Below are 16,623 nucleotides of genomic sequence, written 5' to 3'. Positions count from 1 at the left end.
AAGTTAAAATGCGGCACTAGCTCAGTTGGTAGAGCGCGACCTTGCCAAGGTCGAGGTCACGAGTTCGAGCCTCGTGTGCCGCTCCAATTTCTCACCAAAGAAATTGGTTAATAGTTTCAAGGTAAAAGATGAAAGGCACAAGCTTTTGCTAGAACCTAGAAGTTATAATGCGGCACTAGCTCAGTTGGTAGAGCGCGACCTTGCCAAGGTCGAGGTCACGAGTTCGAGCCTCGTGTGCCGCTCCAATTTCTCACCAAAGAAATTGGTTAAAATTTTCAAGGTAAAAGATGAAAGGCACAAGCTTTTGCTAGAACCTAGAACCTAGAACCTAGAACCTAGAACCTAGAACCTAAAAGTTATAATGCGGCACTAGCTCAGTTGGTAGAGCGCGACCTTGCCAAGGTCGAGGTCACGAGTTCGAGCCTCGTGTGCCGCTCCAATCTTCATTAAAGATCAAAAATCAAAAAAATATGCCAAGGTCGAACTAAGACATAAGCAGTTCGAGGCTCGTATACAGCTTCAATCTTTTAAATACTCTATTCAAAAGAAAGTACCAATCGACTTAAATATTTAGTCCTTCAATTTAATTGACTACTTTTACTTAATAAGCTTATTTAGAGTGTTTCCTGATAGCTGATAGCTGATAGCTGATAGCTGATAGCTGATAGCTGATAGCTTTTTAAACTTGCCCTTGCAGTGTTGCAATAATACGTCTTGCGCCACCATGATCACGATGTTCGCCTAAATAGATACCTTGCCATGTGCCAAGCTGCAGGCGCCCTTGGTTGATTGGAATAGTGAGTTCACAGCCTAAGGTGCTGCACTTTATATGCGCAGGCATGTCATCATCGCCTTCGTAATCGTGACGATAATAAGGCTGACACTCAGGAACAAATTTATTGAAGTGACTTTCCATATCCATTCTAACCGTTGGGTCGGCATTTTCATTGATGGTTAAGCTTGCTGAAGTGTGTTGAATAAAGAGGTGTAATAAGCCGATTTGATAATGGGCTAGCTCGGGTAGTTGGCTGATTATTTCATTATCAATAATATGAAAGCCTCTAGGACGAGGCTTTAATTGAATGGTTTTTTGCAACCAGCTCATATTTTATCGAAACTAACTTCGATATTGGCATTACCTGCATCAGAGGTGAATGGGATCAATATTTTTGCCCCTTCGCTCTTATGGGTAATGGTATGGCCTTTGCCTGAGACAACAATTGGGGTTGCCATATCAAAGTCATAGCCTTTCTCACCGAGTAGATTTTTTGCACCGCCAGTAACCATGTTGGTAATTTCACCAACCATATCTGTTACTTCTTCATTGATTGAATCCGGGCGTTCACCAAGCATTCTCTCCATTATAGTCAGTGCTAGGCTCTCATCAAATGTGATTGAGAATGAGCCTTTAGTTTGTGGTCCTACCATGCCTATTAATCCAGAAACGTCGCCACAGGCAACTTCATCTTTTTTAATTTTTGGCTTTCCCGGCTTTAACTCGGTTTGCGCCATTGTGCTGAGCACATTCAACAAAGATGATAAAAAAGGATTGATGAACTCTACATTCATTGCTGTTTATCCCTCGAATTTAGCAGTTTTACTGCGGTTATACTTTAAAGTGTAGTGACTAATTTTAGCTCTGCACTTAATTATTCTTTACACTGTCCACATTTACCGTGGGCTTCAATAGTCTGTCCAGATACGATAAATCCACTTTCAGCGGCAAGACTATTAAGTTCATGCGAAATGACACTTGAATGTAGTTCTTTAACAAAACCACAACTGTCGCATATTAAAAGTTGTACCGGATGAATATGATCAAAATGATGACACAGCATAAATGCATTCGTGCTTTCAATTTTGTGGATAAAACCAAGTTCGGCTAAAAAGTCTAAGGCACGATAAATGGTGGCAGGTTTTGCCCCTGATTCTGTCAGTTTTAGTTGCTCTAATAAATCATAAGCACCCACACCGCCTTGAGCACTTGCTAATAGGCGAAATACTTTTTCACGGATTGGTGTAAATCGCGCACCGCGATTGTCACACACTTGCTTGGCTTTACTAACGAGTGATTCTATATTCATCTTCATCTTATCCTTACGCTACCCGTGATATACTAACATACTGTATTGTAGTTGCAGCGTTTTTATTCAACAGTTTTATTCTAGGAAGTCTAGCAATGAATGAGCTATTAGCGATATTTATCTTCTTTTTTGCGGTTATTGATCCAATCGGTACTGTGCCTGTTTTTATTGCAGTTACGCGTGGCCATGATGAAATGTTTAAGCGCAAAGTTGTGTTTAAAGCCGTAGCTGTTTCAGCTTTGGTATTGTTATTTTTTGTAGTCGCTGGAGAGCTCTTGCTTAACGCAATTAATATCCCATTATCTGCGTTTCAGATTGCCGGTGGTATTGTTTTATTGTTATTCGCATTGTCGATGATTTTTGGTGAGAGTAAGCCTGAACGTGAAATCAAAAGCTTACCAAATAGTACTGAAACAGCCATTTTTCCATTAGCAATGCCTTCTATCGCAAGCCCGGGTGCCATGTTAGGTGCGGTTTTAATGACCCGTAATACAGAATACACTTGGGTTGAGCAGTTGATTACTTCCTCTATGATGATTGCTGTATTAGGTGTAGTGTTAGTCTTATTACTGTGCGCAACTCATGTACACAAATTAATAGGAGATAGCGGGGCGAGTATTATTAGTCGAATCATGGGATTGATCCTTACATCTGTTGCAGTCACTAATATATTAGATGGAATTGCGCACTACTTTGGTTTAGCTGTTGCTTTACCTTAAGAGGTAATAAATGGAATTAAATGTATTTCAATGATTTAATTATTGAAATATCGTAAAGTGTTATCTAGTTTTACTCTAATAGGTTTTTTAATTTAAGGAATAAAAATGAAGCTTAAAAGTATTGTTTTATCTACGTTGATCCTTTTTGGGACCGCAGGCTGTTTAGAACCTGACTACGATAGAGACGCGGTAAGGGTGGTAGAAGTTACAGAGCATGGCTTTGAGTTAAATGGACAAAGTGCAGTAACTATTTTTGTTGGTGAGAAGAACACCCCTAAGTTTAGTTTTACAATGTTAAAGAGCGATTTGAAAAAAGGAACCTTGTTGCAATCCACTTCTAACAGTGAGCCAAATCTAGCTGTTAGTGCAAGCGTTGGTTCTGAGTATTATACTCAGTCAGCAGACTTTGATACGTCAGCATCACTGCAGATTGTAGAGCTAGACAAAACCAATAAAATTGCGAAAATAGCTGTCGGAGCTAAACTAGTTAATCCTAAAATTAAAAATTACACTGAACTTGCAGTAACCGTTGTTGAAGTTAGCGGTGTTAATTATGATTACTTAGTTAAATAACCTGAGGTTAGATATTAAATCTTAATCGAGCCATTTACAGCTGTTGCTTTGGGCTTGTGGGTGGCTCAGTGCTTATCATTGAAGCAGCCTAGCTATTTGTGTAAAATACAGCGCTTTTAAGTCGCGAATACTAGCGATTAATTAACCTGAGGATTTTACTTTGAATAGACGTTTTTCTGTGGCCCCGATGCTTGATTGGACTGATATTTAAGTTAAACAACGCACCTAGATGTCTATGGAGCACCATTGGAACTACTTTTAATTTCTACATTATTTAAACGTGCTCCAATTTATTAGTTTTTATACACGTAGAGGTTTTATGAAAGGCTGGGAAAAGGAAATTTTGGACTGTTATCCCCGAAGAGGAAAGTTTTTTTTCTGGGTAAACGAAGACGATGCATGGCTAGATTTTTCCTATTCTGTTCTTCCCGCTTTTGAAGAAATTAAAATTAAGTTAGAACCACTTTTTAGAAGAATTAGTATTACTAAAAATAACAATGAGCATACTTTTAGTGCTACTTTATCTTTTGAAGAAAAAGATGTTGGTAAATCAGCTTTTCAAGTTGAGGCTGAGCTTTATAATTCTTATATCCATATTTCAACATATGATGGTAAGTCGGATCGAAGTTATTTTTTAAGGCTAGACTCCGATCGTTTTCTTACAAAGAAGCTTATTATCAGTGAATTTATTACTTTTCTTAATGCTAGGTCTGAAGTAATTAGGCAAAACCCGCCTATCATTTAAAAATCTTTAAGCCATTAGATAAAAACCAGAACTCTTACTGTTTTGGTTTATCTTCAGGTGTGAAATAAGTTTTTGCTTCGTGGATTTTTTTTGCTGGTTCAGGCTTTATATTCATCTCTTCCATAAGCTTTTTGTGCCTTAATTTAGCTTCATCATTGTTATATTGATAAACATATCTAAGTTCGTCCATTATTATTTCTGTGATATATGAAATGCTTATATCTTTACCAGGAGTGATTGCTCCTGTCTGTATTGCCCAAAAAATACCATCAGTAACAGATTTTCTTAGTTTATTTACTTTTTCTTCTATTGATTTGTATTACGGGGGTAGATTCCACCAATTAATAGGCCTTGAAGGGGAGAGGTCAAGCATTTGGGTTTAACTTTTGAATTTTACAGAGCTAAAGCAGGCTTTCCTTTTATTTTTTTATTATGGGAATTGCTTTAGTTCAATTAAAAACTTATGATAAAATTATTAAGAGATTTTTTCTCTAGAAAACATAAATTACTAGGATGGATTATGCTAAAAAGGTTTCGTTTAACGAATTTTTCGTCATTTGATGCTGAGCAAACATTAGATCTTACAGCAGGTACTACTAAATCATTGAAAGATCATGTGGTGAATTTTGGGTCTGTTAATCTTCTAAAAAATTGTGTGATTTACGGTGCTAACGCTTCTGGTAAGTCAAATTTAATTAAAGCTATCGATTTTTCACAGCGTATCATTACCGAAGGTTTAGATAGTACAGATACATACAAAAAACATTTTAGGTTGAAAACTGGTAATTCTCATTTGCCGACAAAATTTGAGTTTGAGTTAGAGGTTAATAAAAAGTTTTATTCATACAGTTTTAGTTGTATTTTACAAGAAGGTCTTATAACCGAAGAGTGGCTTTATGAGATAGGAACAAATAAAGCAAAAAAAATATTTGAAAGAAATCTTGATGGTATCTCTATCGGCTCTGAAATATCTAAAAGTAATAATAATACTCGATTTGAAATATATATCGATGATATGAAGAACCAAAACTCTCAACTTTTTCTTTCAGAAATTGCTGAAAAGGATTTAGATATCGTTGAAGCATCAGTTATTAACGATGTATTTAACTGGTTCGAAAATAAACTAGAGATTATTTATCCTGGCGATAGCTTTTGCGGTGTAAGAAGAGTAAATAAAGATTTAACAAAAGAGCTTACTAAATACCTAAGTAAATTTGATACTGGTGTTGTTTCTATAGATACAATAGAGGAAGACTTTGAAGACGCGTTTAAGAATTATCCAGACGGGCTCAAAGCTCAAATATTGAAGAGCTCCTCATCCGATGAATTTAAAGAAGCAAGTTTTCATGCAGCTGGAGATAACCCTGAGTTTCTAACCATATATAGAAATAAATCAAGTGAATTAAAAGTACGTAAACTTGCATTTATTCATGGGCATGATTACAAAGATACCTTTGAACTTAAGGACGAGTCAGATGGAACTAGAAGGTTGTTAGACTTCATACCTCTAATAGCTAAACTTGCTGTGGACAGTACCATTATAGTTGATGAGTTTGATCGAAGCCTCCATCCAAAGATAACCAGAGAATTCATGAATATTTTTCATGCACTTAAAGGAACCAACTCTCAGTTTATTGTTACCACACACGAATCAACATTGCTGGATTTAGAGCTACTAAGACGAGATGAAATATGGTTTGTAGATAAATCAAAAAATGGTAATTCAAAATTATTCTCTTTAAATAAATTTAAAGAGAGGTACGATAAAAAAGTTGAGAAAGCATATCTATTAGGGAGGTACGGAGCAGTTCCCGTATTCAAAAGCTTTGAAAATGTAAATTGGGACGAGTAGATGCCATTTGAGAATAGAGATTTTAATACTCCTGACTATACCGAAGAACTCGAAGAGCCGAAGAAGGTAGTAATTATTAGTTGTGAGGGTAGTAATACTGAGCCTGAGTATTTTGATGCTGTCAAAAGGAAACTATCTGATAATCTAAAAAACTTAGTTGAAGTAGACATAGTACCAAAGCCTCCCGGTGATAGTGAACCAACGGCTGTTCTCAATAACTTGAAAGAGCATGTAAAAAATAAGTATGACTTTAACGAAGGCTCTGATATTTTATGGTTAGTAATTGATAGAGAGTCTGTAGAGGCGCGGAAAAGAAATATAAAAAAAATTATTCCTGAGTGTAATCGCGATGGGTACTCTATTGCTTTAAGTAATCCCCTTTTTGAATTTTGGTTACTTCTTCATGTTACAGATATTACGGCATATGATTCAGATGTACTTATCCAAAATAAATGGGTGAATGCCTCTAAAAATCGTCGCTATATTGATAAAGAATTATCCACAATCCTGCCTAATGGATTTAATAAAAGGAAAGGAAAATTTAACCAAGACATAGTTAGTTTTGAAAATGTAAAAAGAGCGTTAGCTCAAGAAAAGTTGTTTACTACATCTTATCCTGAAATTTTAGATAGCCTTGGCTCTAATATAGGTGAGCTCATTGGTGATTTTTTAGATTTATCTGAATAGTTAGAATTTGCTTTCAATATACTTACTTGAATTCGTATAATACTAAAGGGTAATAGCATGTTTTAAACATAAAGTATCTCAGGTGGATGTTCAACTTCCATATTTTTCATGTAATTTATGTGGAAACAATTGCGTGTAGACTTGCCATAAAATATTTAAATTTCTATGTCCCGTCACTTGAGCTACTTCTTCAATGCTATAGCCTTTTTCAAAAAGTCTTGATGCACCTTCCCTTCTTAAATCATGGTATCTTAAATCTGTAATTCCTAGAGATTTCCTGACGCGCTGAAACCCTGCTGTAACAGACTTTGAATTATACGGAAATATTCTGCTTTCTGTTTGTTCTTGTTTTTTTATCAATTCAAATGAGCCTGCAAGCAAAGGCACTATCATATGATTGCCTTCCTTTTTTCTTGGATCCTTTCTATCTCGCACGATTATAGTTTTATGTTCTTCATTTAAGTCTTCCCATTTTATCGCGCAAACTTCACCAATTCTCATACACGTCAGTATTGAAAAATTAAGAATATCAACGAATGGAATATTACTCCCTTGCTTGTTTTGCCTTTCTGTTAATGCTTCGATTAGCCTTTCTAATTCATATTCAGTAGGCCTGCGTGTACGTTTTTGGCTTTTACCAACTAATTTCATTTCAATTAATACAGGTACAGCATCTTCAAATATTTTCCAATTAGCCGTTACATCAAAAACTGGCAGAGCAATTTTCATTACACTACGTAAATAGGCAATATCATGATAAACAGTTGCTCCGCCTGCACCTGCTGCTCTGCGCATTTTACAGTGATTAATTAAGTCACTACTTTTAAGTTCATTTGATAAAACTGAGGCTAAAGGACAATCACGTAGCATTTGTATAACGTATCGTTTGGTTCTTCCAGTGTTAGCCCACAAATCAACATCATTAAAATAAAGGTCTAGTAGTTCGCCAATGGTTATTACTTTATTTTGTTTTACGATGCTATTTAATTCCACAGCCTCTTTTTGTATTTTCCCCCATGTTTTTGCTAATTCTTTTTTGCTGAATGTTCGTGATTCTCTATGTATAATCACTCCATTCTTTTTTACACGCACAGTGCATCGGAAACTAAATTCTCCGTTTGCTTTTTGGCGTTTATCAATTGTTACTGATGCCATGGTATTATTCCTTAATCGTCCTACTAATAATGGGGCGCACTTGGAACACCCTATATGGAAATTGAACGAAAGTACAGGCGATTCAGAGCAGTTCAGGTAGTACAGATATGCACACAAATAAGGCTTCAACGCCAGATATTACAGGCTCTACAGTGAATCGCAGGTTTAGTGTTGCCCCGATGCTTGATTGGACAGATCGCCATTGCCGTACTTTTCATCGTAAAATGACTAAGCATGCGGTGCTTTATACCGAAATGGTAACAACCGGGGCTATTTTATTTGGTCGCGGGGATTACCTGCATTTTAACCACCATGAAAATCCTGTTGCCTTACAATTAGGTGGCTCTGATCCTGAGGCACTGGCACAGTGTGCAAAACTTGCCGCAGAGCGTGGTTATGATGAAGTAAACTTAAATGTGGGCTGCCCATCTGATCGCGTACAAAATGGCCGTTTTGGTGCATGTTTAATGGGAGAGCCGCAACTAGTTGCAGATTGTGTGGCTGCCATGAAGGCTGAAGTTGATATTCCTGTTACGGTTAAAACCCGTATTGGTATTGATGAGCAAGATTCTTATGAGTTCTTGTGTGCATTGATTGAAGCGAGTCATAAAGTTGGCTGTGAAGATTTTATTATTCATGCTCGTAAAGCATGGCTAAATGGCTTAAGTCCGAAAGAAAACCGTGAAGTCCCCCCGCTTGATTACCCACGTGTGTACCAGCTAAAAAAAGATTACCCACAGCTAGATTTAAGCTTAAATGGTGGCGTTAAAACAATTGCTGATAGTCTCGCACATTTAGCGCATATCGATGGCGTGATGATAGGTCGTGAAGCTTACAGTAACCCGTTTATTTTAAGCGAAGTTGACGAAAAAATTTATGGTGATAGCCCATTTACACTTTCTCGTCATGATGTGGTTCGCGCTATGTATGACTACATTGAAGATGAAATGCGCCAAGGTGCCAATTTTTGGCATATTGCACGCCATATGCTGGGAATTTTTCAAGGCCAACCCGGCGCTCGAGGTTACAGACGTCACCTTTCAGAAAACGGCCATGGCAAACAGGCTGATTTATCAGTGATGGATAAAGCACTTAGTTTTGTGCCTGAGTAGATAAACAAGTTAGCTATAAAAGCCACTTTTTAGTGGCTTTTTTGATCCTAAATAGTGGTTAAAAAATCATTTTTTTAGTCAAATTAACGTATTTCCATTCATGTCAAAGTCAGTTTAATTTCTACATTTAAATCCTATCATTTTGTTTTTTATTACTTAATTTATTATTTTCGTTACTTGGCACAAGTCTTGGAATCTCTTTGTTGTAATCACCCATAATCAACAGGAGAAAATCATGGGCTTAATTAATCGCGTTAATGATCTAATTCAATCGAACCTCGTTGCTGTTTTAGATAAAGCGGAAGATCCAGAAAAATTACTTAATTTATTAACTCACGAAATGCAGCAAGCATTGGATGAGTGCCGCACGACAGCAGCCACAATTTTATGTGAACAAAAAGCGTTACATCGCCAACAGGCAGATAAAAAAACGTCGATAGCACAATGGCAAGCAAAGGCTGAGGTCGCAGTGAGTAAAGGACGTGATGATTTAGCCACTGCAGCACTTAAAGAAAAACAACGTGTTGCAACTGAGTTAGCGGAGATTGAGCCAGAGCTCGTAAAATTAACCGATTCATTAGCTAAGCTACATGATGACGCACAGCGTTTGCAAGACAAACTTAGTGCGGCTAAAGCTAAGCAGCAAAGTCTAGCGCAGGTTCATCATGTAGTGAATGCACGGGTGCGTGTTAATCAACAATTAAATAGCGACAAAGTCGCGCATGCACTTTCTCGTTTTGATGTTATTGAACGACGCGTGGAATCAATTGAAGCGCAAGTTGAAGCCTATGATGTAACGGCAAAACAGCATTCAACTGCAGAGCAAATAGACGCGCTAGTAAAAGATGAAGCGTTAGATAATGAGCTTGCAGAGCTTAAAGCTAAATTGCAAAAAACTGCTTAGGAGTAATTACGATGAATACATTTAATCATGCTCGTTGGAGTAAAGATCCGTTAAATAAAAAAATATCAGGAGTATGTAGTGGCTTAGCGCGCCGGTTCGATTTTCCTATTTGGGCGACTAGGCTTGCAACGATTGTACTTTTTATCCAGTTTCCTGTTTTTATAGGTGCAGGTTACTTAATTGCTCATTGTTGTTTAGACAATAAAGCGTACTAGGGAAGAGCCATGAAAATTATTGCGTTTTGCTTATTGGTAGTGTTGTGCATAGCATTTAATCCATTTGAGGTGGTGCGATTTGATTCATGGCAATTACCTCTATGGATTGCAGACCTAAGTTGGGTTGGCATTGAGTTATTTGGTGCGTTAGTGGCGGTAATCGTAGTTATAGCGGTAATAGCACTGGTCAGCGTTGGCGTGCTTGGTGCGGGTCTTATTGTTGGGGTTGGTGTGATGTTAGCCTTGCTTTTTGGCTCTTTAATGATTGCTTGGCCATTATTACTGATCGTTTGCTTATGCTGGCTTGTTACTGATAATCATAAAGTGGCTTAATTTAAGCCACTGAAATTACCTTCGATATTAATTTAGCTGACTATTTTTTCGCAAATATGCTAAATTTAGCACTTAAAGTGATTAAATATAACAAGGATCGAAATGCCGTTTAAGTCATTACTTACTATGCTCACGCCTGCTATTTTAGCTATGGGTCTTTATTCTTCTGCGTTATTCGCTCATGCAGATCACCAACATGATACGGTTAACGAAATTGTTGTTAACAATGCTCAAATAAGAGACTTTCTACCGGGGAGTAAATCCAGCGCTGGTTATTTAACGCTGGTAAACCATGGTGACACAGCTATCGAACTAACCAAGGTAACGGTTGAGAGCTTAGGCCGTGTTGAGATCCATGAACATCAGCATGTTGATGGCATGATGAAAATGCAAAAAGTAGATACGCTACAGATCCAAGCTCATCAACAACTCGATTTTAAGCCAGGTGGTTATCACTTAATGGTTTTTGAGCCAAAAGAGCCATTAAAAGTAGGGCAAGAACTCAAACTCACGCTATATTTTAGCAATGGAGATCGTGTATTTACTCAAGCTTCTGTGGTTTCACTAGAAAGCCAAATTGAAGAAATGCCAAAATCTCAGCAGCATCATACACATCACTAGGAGGTTAAATGTCACAACATAAAGGGAAAATCATCACAGGGCTAATATTAGTCTTGGTCGTATTTTATGCCATATCTGTGTATTGGAGTGTTGAACCAAGTCGCGTGAATGTGCTCACTCAGGCTAAACAGGAAGCACAGCAGCGTGGAGAGAAATTTGTTACTGGTTACACAACAACTTCCGCGTTGATTAATGTTGCGACTACCTTGTTAAATAAGCCTGGAGGTTATTTATCTAACGATATGATGCCGCCAAGCGTGTTGATGGACAATATGCCTGCATGGGAATACGGCGCACTTGAAATGACTCGCGATTTGGCGCTATCAATGCGTAAAGATTTTAGCCGTTCACAGTCGCAGTCAACTGAACACGAAGCGTTAAAAAAAGCGCAGCCACAATTTAATATCAGCTCTGAAGCATGGGCGTGGCCTAGTGCTGAAAGTGAGTATCAAAAAGGGATCGAATATTTAATTGTTTACCGTACGCAAATAGCCGATCAAAACGACCGCGAGAGTCAGTTTTATGCACGTGCTGATAATTTACGTGGTTGGTTAAAGGAGGCTGAAAAACGCTTAGGTAGTTTAAGCCAGCGCTTAAGTGCCAGTGTTGGTCAAGAGCGTTTAAACACTGATTTAGCCGGCGATAAAGAAGCACACCAAGCCACTTATGCCCCATTACAAAACCAAGTGAAAACTTCTTGGTGGAAAATTGATGATGTTTTTTATGAATCACGTGGCGCAACTTGGGCTTTATTACATTTTTTGCAAGCGGTAGAATATGATTTTGCAGATGTATTAGAGAAAAAGAATGCGCGAGTAAGCTTACAGCAAATTATACGTGAGCTTGAGGCAACGCAAGAAACGGTATGGAGTCCTATTATTTTAAATGGTAATGGCTTTGGTTTTGTTGCGAATCATTCATTAGTAATGGCAAATTATATCTCAAGAGCCAATGCGGCTCTTATTGAACTTAGCGAACTTTTAGCGCAAGGATAAAACATGAAAAAGTACTGTTTAGCTGCCGCCCTTTCGATGGCATGTTTAGCCCCAGCGGCACACGCTGACACTTTATTAGGCTTATATATTGGTGTTGATGGCTGGCAATCTGATAACTCAGGTAGTTTTGCTGATCGAGGCGAAATGCAAAATTTTAATTTTGAAGATGAAACTTTTACTAGCTACTACGCGGCCCTTGAGCATCCAATTCCTCTTGTACCAAATATTAAATTAAAGTACACCGAGCTTGAACTAAATGGCTCAACATTGTTAGATGAAAGCTTTGTATTTGGTGATACAACGTTTACTACCAATACGCCTGCAACTACGATCACTGACTTATCTCATGTTGATTATATTCTTTACTATGAAATTTTCGATAATGACTTAGTGTCTATCGATTTAGGGGTTAATGCAAAGCAGTTTGATGGCGATATTATCGTAAGTGGTACTTCAAATGGCCTAGCAACGACAGAGACCGTTGATTTTTCAGGCCTTGTGCCGCTAGTTTATGGCCGCGCTGAAGTGGGCTTACCGTTAACGGGTTTAAGCGTATTTTTTGAAGGCAGCTTATTAGCGATTGATGATAGCAAAGTGCAAGATTACCAAGCGGGTATTGCATGGGCTTTACTTGATAATCTAGCAATCGATTTAGATATCAAAGCGGGCTACCGTCAAATGACACTTGAACTTGATGATATTGATGATTTGTACACTGATATTGATGCATCGGGTCCATTTGCAGGCGTACAAATTCACTTCTAATTTGTTTGCTTTGACGTACGTGGCACTGTTATTTAATTGCGTGCCACGTTACTTCAAACTCTTCCTCAAGCGCACTACTTAATAATTGCTTATAGGCTTTATTAATCGGTGTATTGATTAATTTTCGTAGCTCATCACCGGTTTGCGTAAATTTATAATAACTCAGTACTAAATCGTTATTTTTTGGCTTTAGTGCTACCCGCTGGGTTAAAAATGTGAGGTTTATTTCTTGGCCAGCTTTAAGCGCCGCCGATTCAATTTCTTTACGGTAGATCAGGCCAATATCCATCAAAGTTAATACATCTGGAAAGCTGATCCCAGCTTTACCTAAATTGAAAGACACTTTATTACCTTTACGAAGCAAATCAAATAACGACGGTTTCTTATAAAATCCTAATAGAATGAGATGACTGTGATCTTTTTCATTATAGCCACACAGCGCGGTGCACTTTTGTAGCGCATCAGCTTCGCGTTGGGTCATTTGTTTTAGCGTTTGTAAGCTCTTAATTGAAAATGTGCCTGGGGATACGGTTTCTCCTGCTAAAATTTTTGCCCATAGCTTTTGCATTGATTCATTAGAAGTGTCTTCGCACAGTGCAATAAATCGCTCAACCCAGTCGCTATCTGGTTGGCCATTGCTGGTAACATCAGGGCAAAAATCCATTGCCATAGCCATAATTGCTTCAATATTTTGCTGTTGTTTTACCAGTAGTAACTGTTGGCGGTGTTGCGCTCTAGCTAAGGTCGAGTTATCACTATTGACTTGATAGGGCAATTTGCTTTGCCCTTGTGGGCCATAGCTATCGTCACTGGCATTGGTAAGGCGAGTGGAGCTTGCCTTACTCATAGAGTAACCAAGCTTAGTTTCAATAATATAAGCGAGATTAATTTTTGCTTGGGCTGTTTGAATTGTCATCAACTTTCTCGCTCTGAGCTATGGTTTGTAGTTGTGCAGTCGTTTTTAAGTTATTAAGCCCAAGTCTTAGGGTGTTTTTTAAAATGTATTGACTAAATAGCGCTAAGTACCCGCCAACAATAGGGGTGGTAACCTCGCCGTATAGTGTACATGTTACTAAGCTGCCGCTCGCTTGTGGTGAAAAAGAGACTTCTCCGGCAACAATATGCTCTTCGTTGAATAAAATATTAAAATTGATTTTATTACTGTTTATATTAGTTATTGTCATTTCACCAAACCCCCAACTACTTTGCCAAAACTGGTGAGCACCAACCCCTGAGCTTGGCTCTCCAAGGGTAAACACTATACTTGGGTCTACTTTTTGCCACGGTGACCAGCTGGGCCATTTTGAAAAGTCACTGATCAAAGGAGTTATGTGTGATTGCGGCGCATGCATCACAATGCTTTTTTTGACTTGGTATTGCTGCGGCAACAGCAGCCCAATTACTAAAAGAATCAAAGTAATAAGAAAAATAAATTTAGTAACACTGGGTAAAATCTTAATGGCTATTCCTTAAATGATAAATTCCACTGTTGTACAACGAGGTATTGAATATCGACTATAATCAGTCAATCAGCCTTTCATTAATCATCAACATTAATACTGTATCATAAGCTAAATAGTGATAACTTATTAGTCAATAGTTGAATTGTATCAATATTAAATGATGGCGAATAATATTTGAATTTGAAGGATTTGGAATGACGTCAGAACACAATGATTTTTTGTTTTTTAATCATGAGGAAGATCTGAATGAGGATATTGTGCATGCAGGTTATTGGGACATTTTAATAGTTGATGACGAGCCTGAAATTCATACAGTGACAGAGCTTGCCTTATCAGGGGTTGAGTTTTGGGGTAAAACACTGCGTTTTCATCATGCTTATGTGTTGAGGCCATCGAGGTATTAACTAATACACACAATGTATCGGTATTGCTGTTAGATGTGGTCATGGAGTCGGATGATGCAGGTTTAAAAGTAGTCAAAGAAGTACGTGATACGTTGCAAAACCATAATGTGCGTATCATTTTACGCACAGGTCAGCCGGGTTATGCCCCTGAAGAAAAAGTGATTCGCGAATACGATATTAATGACTACAAAACTAAAACAGAACTCACTCGTAGTAAGTTAGTCACATCTTTGGTCACTGCAATCCGTTCCTATGAGCAAGTTTGCCAACTTGAATACCAAAGCAAAGCGTTGAATAACATCTTATTAGCGTCAAAAGCTATTTTAGGTTTTACTGATATTAAAGCTTTCACTATGGCGGTGATCAAGCAACTTTCGGTGATTTTAGATTGTGCCCCCAGAGGTGTGGTTTGTGGCAGTTTAGATGACAGTAACCAAGTTAGAGTGCTTGGTGGCTGCGCCGAGTTTAGTGCTTTTATTGGTCAAGGTGTAGAACAGCTAGATGATGGCCGAATTATTCTACAGGTGCAGAATTGTTTTGAATTTGGCGAGCATCAACACACCGAGCACGACACTACTTTCTTATTAAAAAGTAAAAATCGCCAAGCCGCTATTTATTTAGAGTATGTTAGTCAGCCAAGTTTAAACCAGCTGCAATTTGCTGAGATATTCTTAACCAATGTTAGTGTGGGGCTAGATAACGTTAGATTGTTTAATAAACTCAGAGATGCAGCTTATAAGGATGTGTTAACTGGGCTTGCGAATAGAACCGATTTTATTGAACAGGTTGAAAAATACCACCGTTTAAACAGTAATGAGTATGTATTTATTCTAATTGATGTTGCTCACTTTTCAGATATCAATAATGGTTTAGGACAAGAAGTAGGTAACTACTTACTTATTGCAATCGTAGAGCGGCTCAAGCAAGAATACCCACAAGCTAAATTACTGTCACGCATTGGCGCCGATGTATTTGGTTTCTTAATTGCACGCAGCGAATTTGATTTAAATGAATTGCATGAAAACTTAAATCTTCCTTTTAGTGCTGCAGAGCATTTGTTACCTGTTAATTTTAAAATTGGTTTGTGTGAGCAGCAAGACTTTCAAACCACAGGTATCGAAACGCTTAAACTTGCTTATATTGCACTTAATCAGTCGAAAAAAGGTCAGCTAGGTAATGCTGTTTACTACACATCTGATATGGAAGAGCAAATGGCTTGGCGTTTGGGGATCATTCGCCAACTTCGCCAAGACTTTGAAAATAATAAATTAGAGGTGTGGTATCAACCGCAGTTGGCATTTGATGATTTATCAATTGTTGGTTGTGAAGCTCTGTTGCGTTGGCCCTCGGGTAATGGTAATTATATTTCCCCCGCGGTTTTTGTGCCTCTGGCTGAAGATGCAGGGTTAATTGTTGCTATTGGCCAATGGGTGTTAGAGCAGGCGTGCCAACAGCAAAAACGCTTAGCAGCGCAAGGTGTTGATATTCGTATTGCAGTGAATGTGTCGGTACCGCAATTTAAAGTGAAAGGCTACGCCCAGCAAGTTAAAGACACATTAATAAAATACCAAGTAAAACCACAAAACATTGAGTTAGAAGTCACCGAAAGTGTGGTTATGGATGAGCTCAGCATGGTCATTGATACCTTAAACGAGCTTAAAGCGTTTGGTATTGAAGTGGCTATTGATGATTTTGGCACTGGCTTTTCATCACTCAGTTATTTGCAAAAGTTACCATTAGATAGATTGAAAATCGACCGAGCATTTATTAAAGATCTTCCTGATCAAGATAACGGCGCAATTGCTGCGTTAGTGGTTGCGTTGGGTGCTAAGCTTGGCCTAAAAACTATTGCAGAAGGGGTTGAAACACAAGCTCAAGCCGATTTCCTGAAACAATTAGGTTGCGATGAAGTGCAAGGTTTTATGTACGCTAAACCAATGCCAGAAGTTGAGCTTATTCAGTACATTGAAAGTAAACGTCAGTAGTATCGTCGAAT

General features: G+C 38.0%; 19 protein-coding genes, 3 tRNA genes and 1 pseudogene. 16 read left to right on the top strand and 7 right to left on the bottom strand.

Annotated elements, in window-relative coordinates:
- The first annotated feature begins 10 nt into the window (after positions 1–10).
- The 3 genes from V7783_RS15390 (at position 11) to V7783_RS15380 (ending at position 439) form a co-directional block, all read left to right on the top strand.
- Positions 11–86, top strand: a tRNA-Gly gene (locus tag V7783_RS15390).
- An 83-nt stretch (positions 87–169) separates the two neighbouring features.
- A tRNA-Gly gene (locus V7783_RS15385) sits at positions 170–245 on the top strand.
- 118 nt (positions 246–363) lie between these two features.
- Positions 364–439: transfer RNA gene (locus V7783_RS15380), tRNA-Gly, on the top strand.
- A 240-nt stretch (positions 440–679) separates the two neighbouring features.
- On the opposite strand, the gene V7783_RS15375 is transcribed toward V7783_RS15380, so the two are convergent.
- The 3 genes from V7783_RS15375 to V7783_RS15365 all read right to left on the bottom strand — a co-directional run bounded on the left by V7783_RS15375 (position 680) and on the right by V7783_RS15365 (position 2,084).
- The gene (locus V7783_RS15375; protein WP_335679462.1) at positions 680–1,105 is read right to left on the bottom strand and encodes a secondary thiamine-phosphate synthase enzyme YjbQ; all 426 of its coding nucleotides are present in this window, start codon (positions 1,103–1,105) and stop codon (positions 680–682) included.
- Entirely contained in the window at positions 1,102–1,569 is a 468-nt protein-coding gene (locus V7783_RS15370; RefSeq protein ID WP_335679461.1) for a chemotaxis protein CheX, read from the bottom strand. Before V7783_RS15370 ends, V7783_RS15375 begins: the two co-directional genes overlap by 4 nt.
- An 80-nt stretch (positions 1,570–1,649) precedes the next feature.
- On the bottom strand, positions 1,650–2,084 hold the full coding sequence (locus V7783_RS15365; protein WP_064665388.1) for a transcriptional repressor: 435 nt from the start codon (positions 2,082–2,084) through the stop codon (positions 1,650–1,652).
- Positions 2,085–2,179: 95 nt separating this feature from the next.
- On the opposite strand from V7783_RS15365, the gene V7783_RS15360 reads away from it, so the two are divergent.
- The 3 genes from V7783_RS15360 (at position 2,180) to V7783_RS15350 (ending at position 4,121) form a co-directional block, all read left to right on the top strand.
- The gene (locus tag V7783_RS15360; RefSeq protein WP_335679460.1) at positions 2,180–2,803 is read left to right on the top strand and encodes a MarC family protein; all 624 of its coding nucleotides are present in this window, start codon (positions 2,180–2,182) and stop codon (positions 2,801–2,803) included.
- 105 nt (positions 2,804–2,908) lie between these two features.
- Positions 2,909–3,376: a hypothetical protein gene (locus V7783_RS15355; RefSeq protein WP_335679459.1), complete on the top strand. Its 468-nt coding sequence runs from the start codon at positions 2,909–2,911 to the stop codon at positions 3,374–3,376.
- Between the two features lie 319 nt (positions 3,377–3,695).
- Positions 3,696–4,121 carry a hypothetical protein gene (locus V7783_RS15350; RefSeq protein WP_335679458.1) on the top strand — a complete coding sequence of 142 codons (426 nt, stop codon included), beginning with the start codon at positions 3,696–3,698 and terminating at the stop codon, positions 4,119–4,121.
- Positions 4,122–4,155: 34 nt separating this feature from the next.
- On the opposite strand, the gene V7783_RS15345 is transcribed toward V7783_RS15350, so the two are convergent.
- Positions 4,156–4,311 carry a hypothetical protein gene (locus V7783_RS15345; RefSeq protein ID WP_335679457.1) on the bottom strand — a complete coding sequence of 52 codons (156 nt, stop codon included), beginning with the start codon at positions 4,309–4,311 and terminating at the stop codon, positions 4,156–4,158.
- A 330-nt stretch (positions 4,312–4,641) separates the two neighbouring features.
- On the opposite strand from V7783_RS15345, the gene V7783_RS15340 reads away from it, so the two are divergent.
- Both V7783_RS15340 and V7783_RS15335 read left to right on the top strand, forming a co-directional pair.
- Positions 4,642–5,973 (top strand): AAA family ATPase, encoded by a 1,332-nt coding sequence (locus V7783_RS15340; RefSeq protein ID WP_335679456.1) that lies wholly within the window; start codon positions 4,642–4,644, stop codon positions 5,971–5,973.
- Positions 5,974–6,660 (top strand): RloB family protein, encoded by a 687-nt coding sequence (locus tag V7783_RS15335; protein ID WP_335679455.1) that lies wholly within the window; start codon positions 5,974–5,976, stop codon positions 6,658–6,660.
- 90 nt (positions 6,661–6,750) lie between these two features.
- On the opposite strand, the gene V7783_RS15330 is transcribed toward V7783_RS15335, so the two are convergent.
- On the bottom strand, positions 6,751–7,815 hold the full coding sequence (locus V7783_RS15330; protein WP_335679454.1) for a site-specific integrase: 1,065 nt from the start codon (positions 7,813–7,815) through the stop codon (positions 6,751–6,753).
- Between the two features lie 107 nt (positions 7,816–7,922).
- On the opposite strand from V7783_RS15330, the gene dusA reads away from it, so the two are divergent.
- The 7 genes from dusA to V7783_RS15295 all read left to right on the top strand — a co-directional run bounded on the left by dusA (position 7,923) and on the right by V7783_RS15295 (position 12,760).
- Positions 7,923–8,927, top strand: coding sequence for a tRNA dihydrouridine(20/20a) synthase DusA (gene dusA, locus V7783_RS15325; RefSeq protein ID WP_442961383.1), 1,005 nt, complete (start codon positions 7,923–7,925; stop codon positions 8,925–8,927).
- Positions 8,928–9,162: 235 nt separating this feature from the next.
- Positions 9,163–9,831, top strand: a complete 669-nt coding sequence (locus V7783_RS15320; protein ID WP_335679453.1) for a PspA/IM30 family protein — start codon at positions 9,163–9,165, stop codon at positions 9,829–9,831.
- Between the two features lie 11 nt (positions 9,832–9,842).
- The gene (locus V7783_RS15315) at positions 9,843–10,046 is read left to right on the top strand and encodes a PspC domain-containing protein (RefSeq protein ID WP_335679452.1); all 204 of its coding nucleotides are present in this window, start codon (positions 9,843–9,845) and stop codon (positions 10,044–10,046) included.
- A gap of 9 nt (positions 10,047–10,055) precedes the next feature.
- Positions 10,056–10,379 (top strand): hypothetical protein, encoded by a 324-nt coding sequence (locus V7783_RS15310; RefSeq protein ID WP_064665394.1) that lies wholly within the window; start codon positions 10,056–10,058, stop codon positions 10,377–10,379.
- 102 nt (positions 10,380–10,481) lie between these two features.
- Positions 10,482–11,000 (top strand): copper chaperone PCu(A)C, encoded by a 519-nt coding sequence (locus tag V7783_RS15305; RefSeq protein ID WP_335679451.1) that lies wholly within the window; start codon positions 10,482–10,484, stop codon positions 10,998–11,000.
- A gap of 8 nt (positions 11,001–11,008) precedes the next feature.
- On the top strand, positions 11,009–11,995 hold the full coding sequence (locus V7783_RS15300) for a DUF2333 family protein (protein ID WP_335679450.1): 987 nt from the start codon (positions 11,009–11,011) through the stop codon (positions 11,993–11,995).
- A 3-nt stretch (positions 11,996–11,998) separates the two neighbouring features.
- A complete protein-coding gene (locus V7783_RS15295; protein WP_064665397.1) occupies positions 11,999–12,760 on the top strand; it encodes a TIGR04219 family outer membrane beta-barrel protein in 762 nt (253 codons plus the stop codon).
- A gap of 28 nt (positions 12,761–12,788) precedes the next feature.
- Here V7783_RS15295 and V7783_RS15290 read toward each other — a convergent pair whose 3' ends face one another.
- Positions 12,789–13,676, bottom strand: a complete 888-nt coding sequence (locus V7783_RS15290) for a TIGR03899 family protein (RefSeq protein ID WP_335679449.1) — start codon at positions 13,674–13,676, stop codon at positions 12,789–12,791.
- A complete protein-coding gene (locus V7783_RS15285) occupies positions 13,645–14,148 on the bottom strand; it encodes an SRPBCC family protein (RefSeq protein WP_442961382.1) in 504 nt (167 codons plus the stop codon). Before V7783_RS15285 ends, V7783_RS15290 begins: the two co-directional genes overlap by 32 nt.
- 269 nt (positions 14,149–14,417) lie before the next feature.
- Between V7783_RS15285 and V7783_RS15280 the strand changes: the two are divergent.
- Positions 14,418–16,612, top strand: a pseudogene (locus V7783_RS15280) (bifunctional diguanylate cyclase/phosphodiesterase).
- Positions 16,613–16,623: the final 11 nt, after the last annotated feature.

This window comes from Pseudoalteromonas sp. (assembly GCF_036960685.1).
Lineage (GTDB): Bacteria > Pseudomonadota > Gammaproteobacteria > Enterobacterales > Alteromonadaceae > Pseudoalteromonas.
This window is presented reverse-complemented; position numbering and strand designations above follow the sequence as displayed.

Coding starts and splice junctions, on each gene's coding strand:
- V7783_RS15375 (WP_335679462.1), bottom strand. CDS start 1,105: ATGAGCTGGTTGCAAAAAACCATTCAATTAAAGCCTCGTCCTAGAGGC.
- V7783_RS15370 (WP_335679461.1), bottom strand. CDS start 1,569: ATGAATGTAGAGTTCATCAATCCTTTTTTATCATCTTTGTTGAATGTG.
- V7783_RS15365 (WP_064665388.1), bottom strand. CDS start 2,084: ATGAATATAGAATCACTCGTTAGTAAAGCCAAGCAAGTGTGTGACAAT.
- V7783_RS15360 (WP_335679460.1), top strand. CDS start 2,180: ATGAATGAGCTATTAGCGATATTTATCTTCTTTTTTGCGGTTATTGAT.
- V7783_RS15355 (WP_335679459.1), top strand. CDS start 2,909: ATGAAGCTTAAAAGTATTGTTTTATCTACGTTGATCCTTTTTGGGACC.
- V7783_RS15350 (WP_335679458.1), top strand. CDS start 3,696: ATGAAAGGCTGGGAAAAGGAAATTTTGGACTGTTATCCCCGAAGAGGA.
- V7783_RS15345 (WP_335679457.1), bottom strand. CDS start 4,311: ATGGACGAACTTAGATATGTTTATCAATATAACAATGATGAAGCTAAA.
- V7783_RS15340 (WP_335679456.1), top strand. CDS start 4,642: ATGCTAAAAAGGTTTCGTTTAACGAATTTTTCGTCATTTGATGCTGAG.
- V7783_RS15335 (WP_335679455.1), top strand. CDS start 5,974: ATGCCATTTGAGAATAGAGATTTTAATACTCCTGACTATACCGAAGAA.
- V7783_RS15330 (WP_335679454.1), bottom strand. CDS start 7,815: ATGGCATCAGTAACAATTGATAAACGCCAAAAAGCAAACGGAGAATTT.
- dusA (WP_442961383.1), top strand. CDS start 7,923: ATGCACACAAATAAGGCTTCAACGCCAGATATTACAGGCTCTACAGTG.
- V7783_RS15320 (WP_335679453.1), top strand. CDS start 9,163: ATGGGCTTAATTAATCGCGTTAATGATCTAATTCAATCGAACCTCGTT.
- V7783_RS15315 (WP_335679452.1), top strand. CDS start 9,843: ATGAATACATTTAATCATGCTCGTTGGAGTAAAGATCCGTTAAATAAA.
- V7783_RS15310 (WP_064665394.1), top strand. CDS start 10,056: ATGAAAATTATTGCGTTTTGCTTATTGGTAGTGTTGTGCATAGCATTT.
- V7783_RS15305 (WP_335679451.1), top strand. CDS start 10,482: ATGCCGTTTAAGTCATTACTTACTATGCTCACGCCTGCTATTTTAGCT.
- V7783_RS15300 (WP_335679450.1), top strand. CDS start 11,009: ATGTCACAACATAAAGGGAAAATCATCACAGGGCTAATATTAGTCTTG.
- V7783_RS15295 (WP_064665397.1), top strand. CDS start 11,999: ATGAAAAAGTACTGTTTAGCTGCCGCCCTTTCGATGGCATGTTTAGCC.
- V7783_RS15290 (WP_335679449.1), bottom strand. CDS start 13,676: ATGACAATTCAAACAGCCCAAGCAAAAATTAATCTCGCTTATATTATT.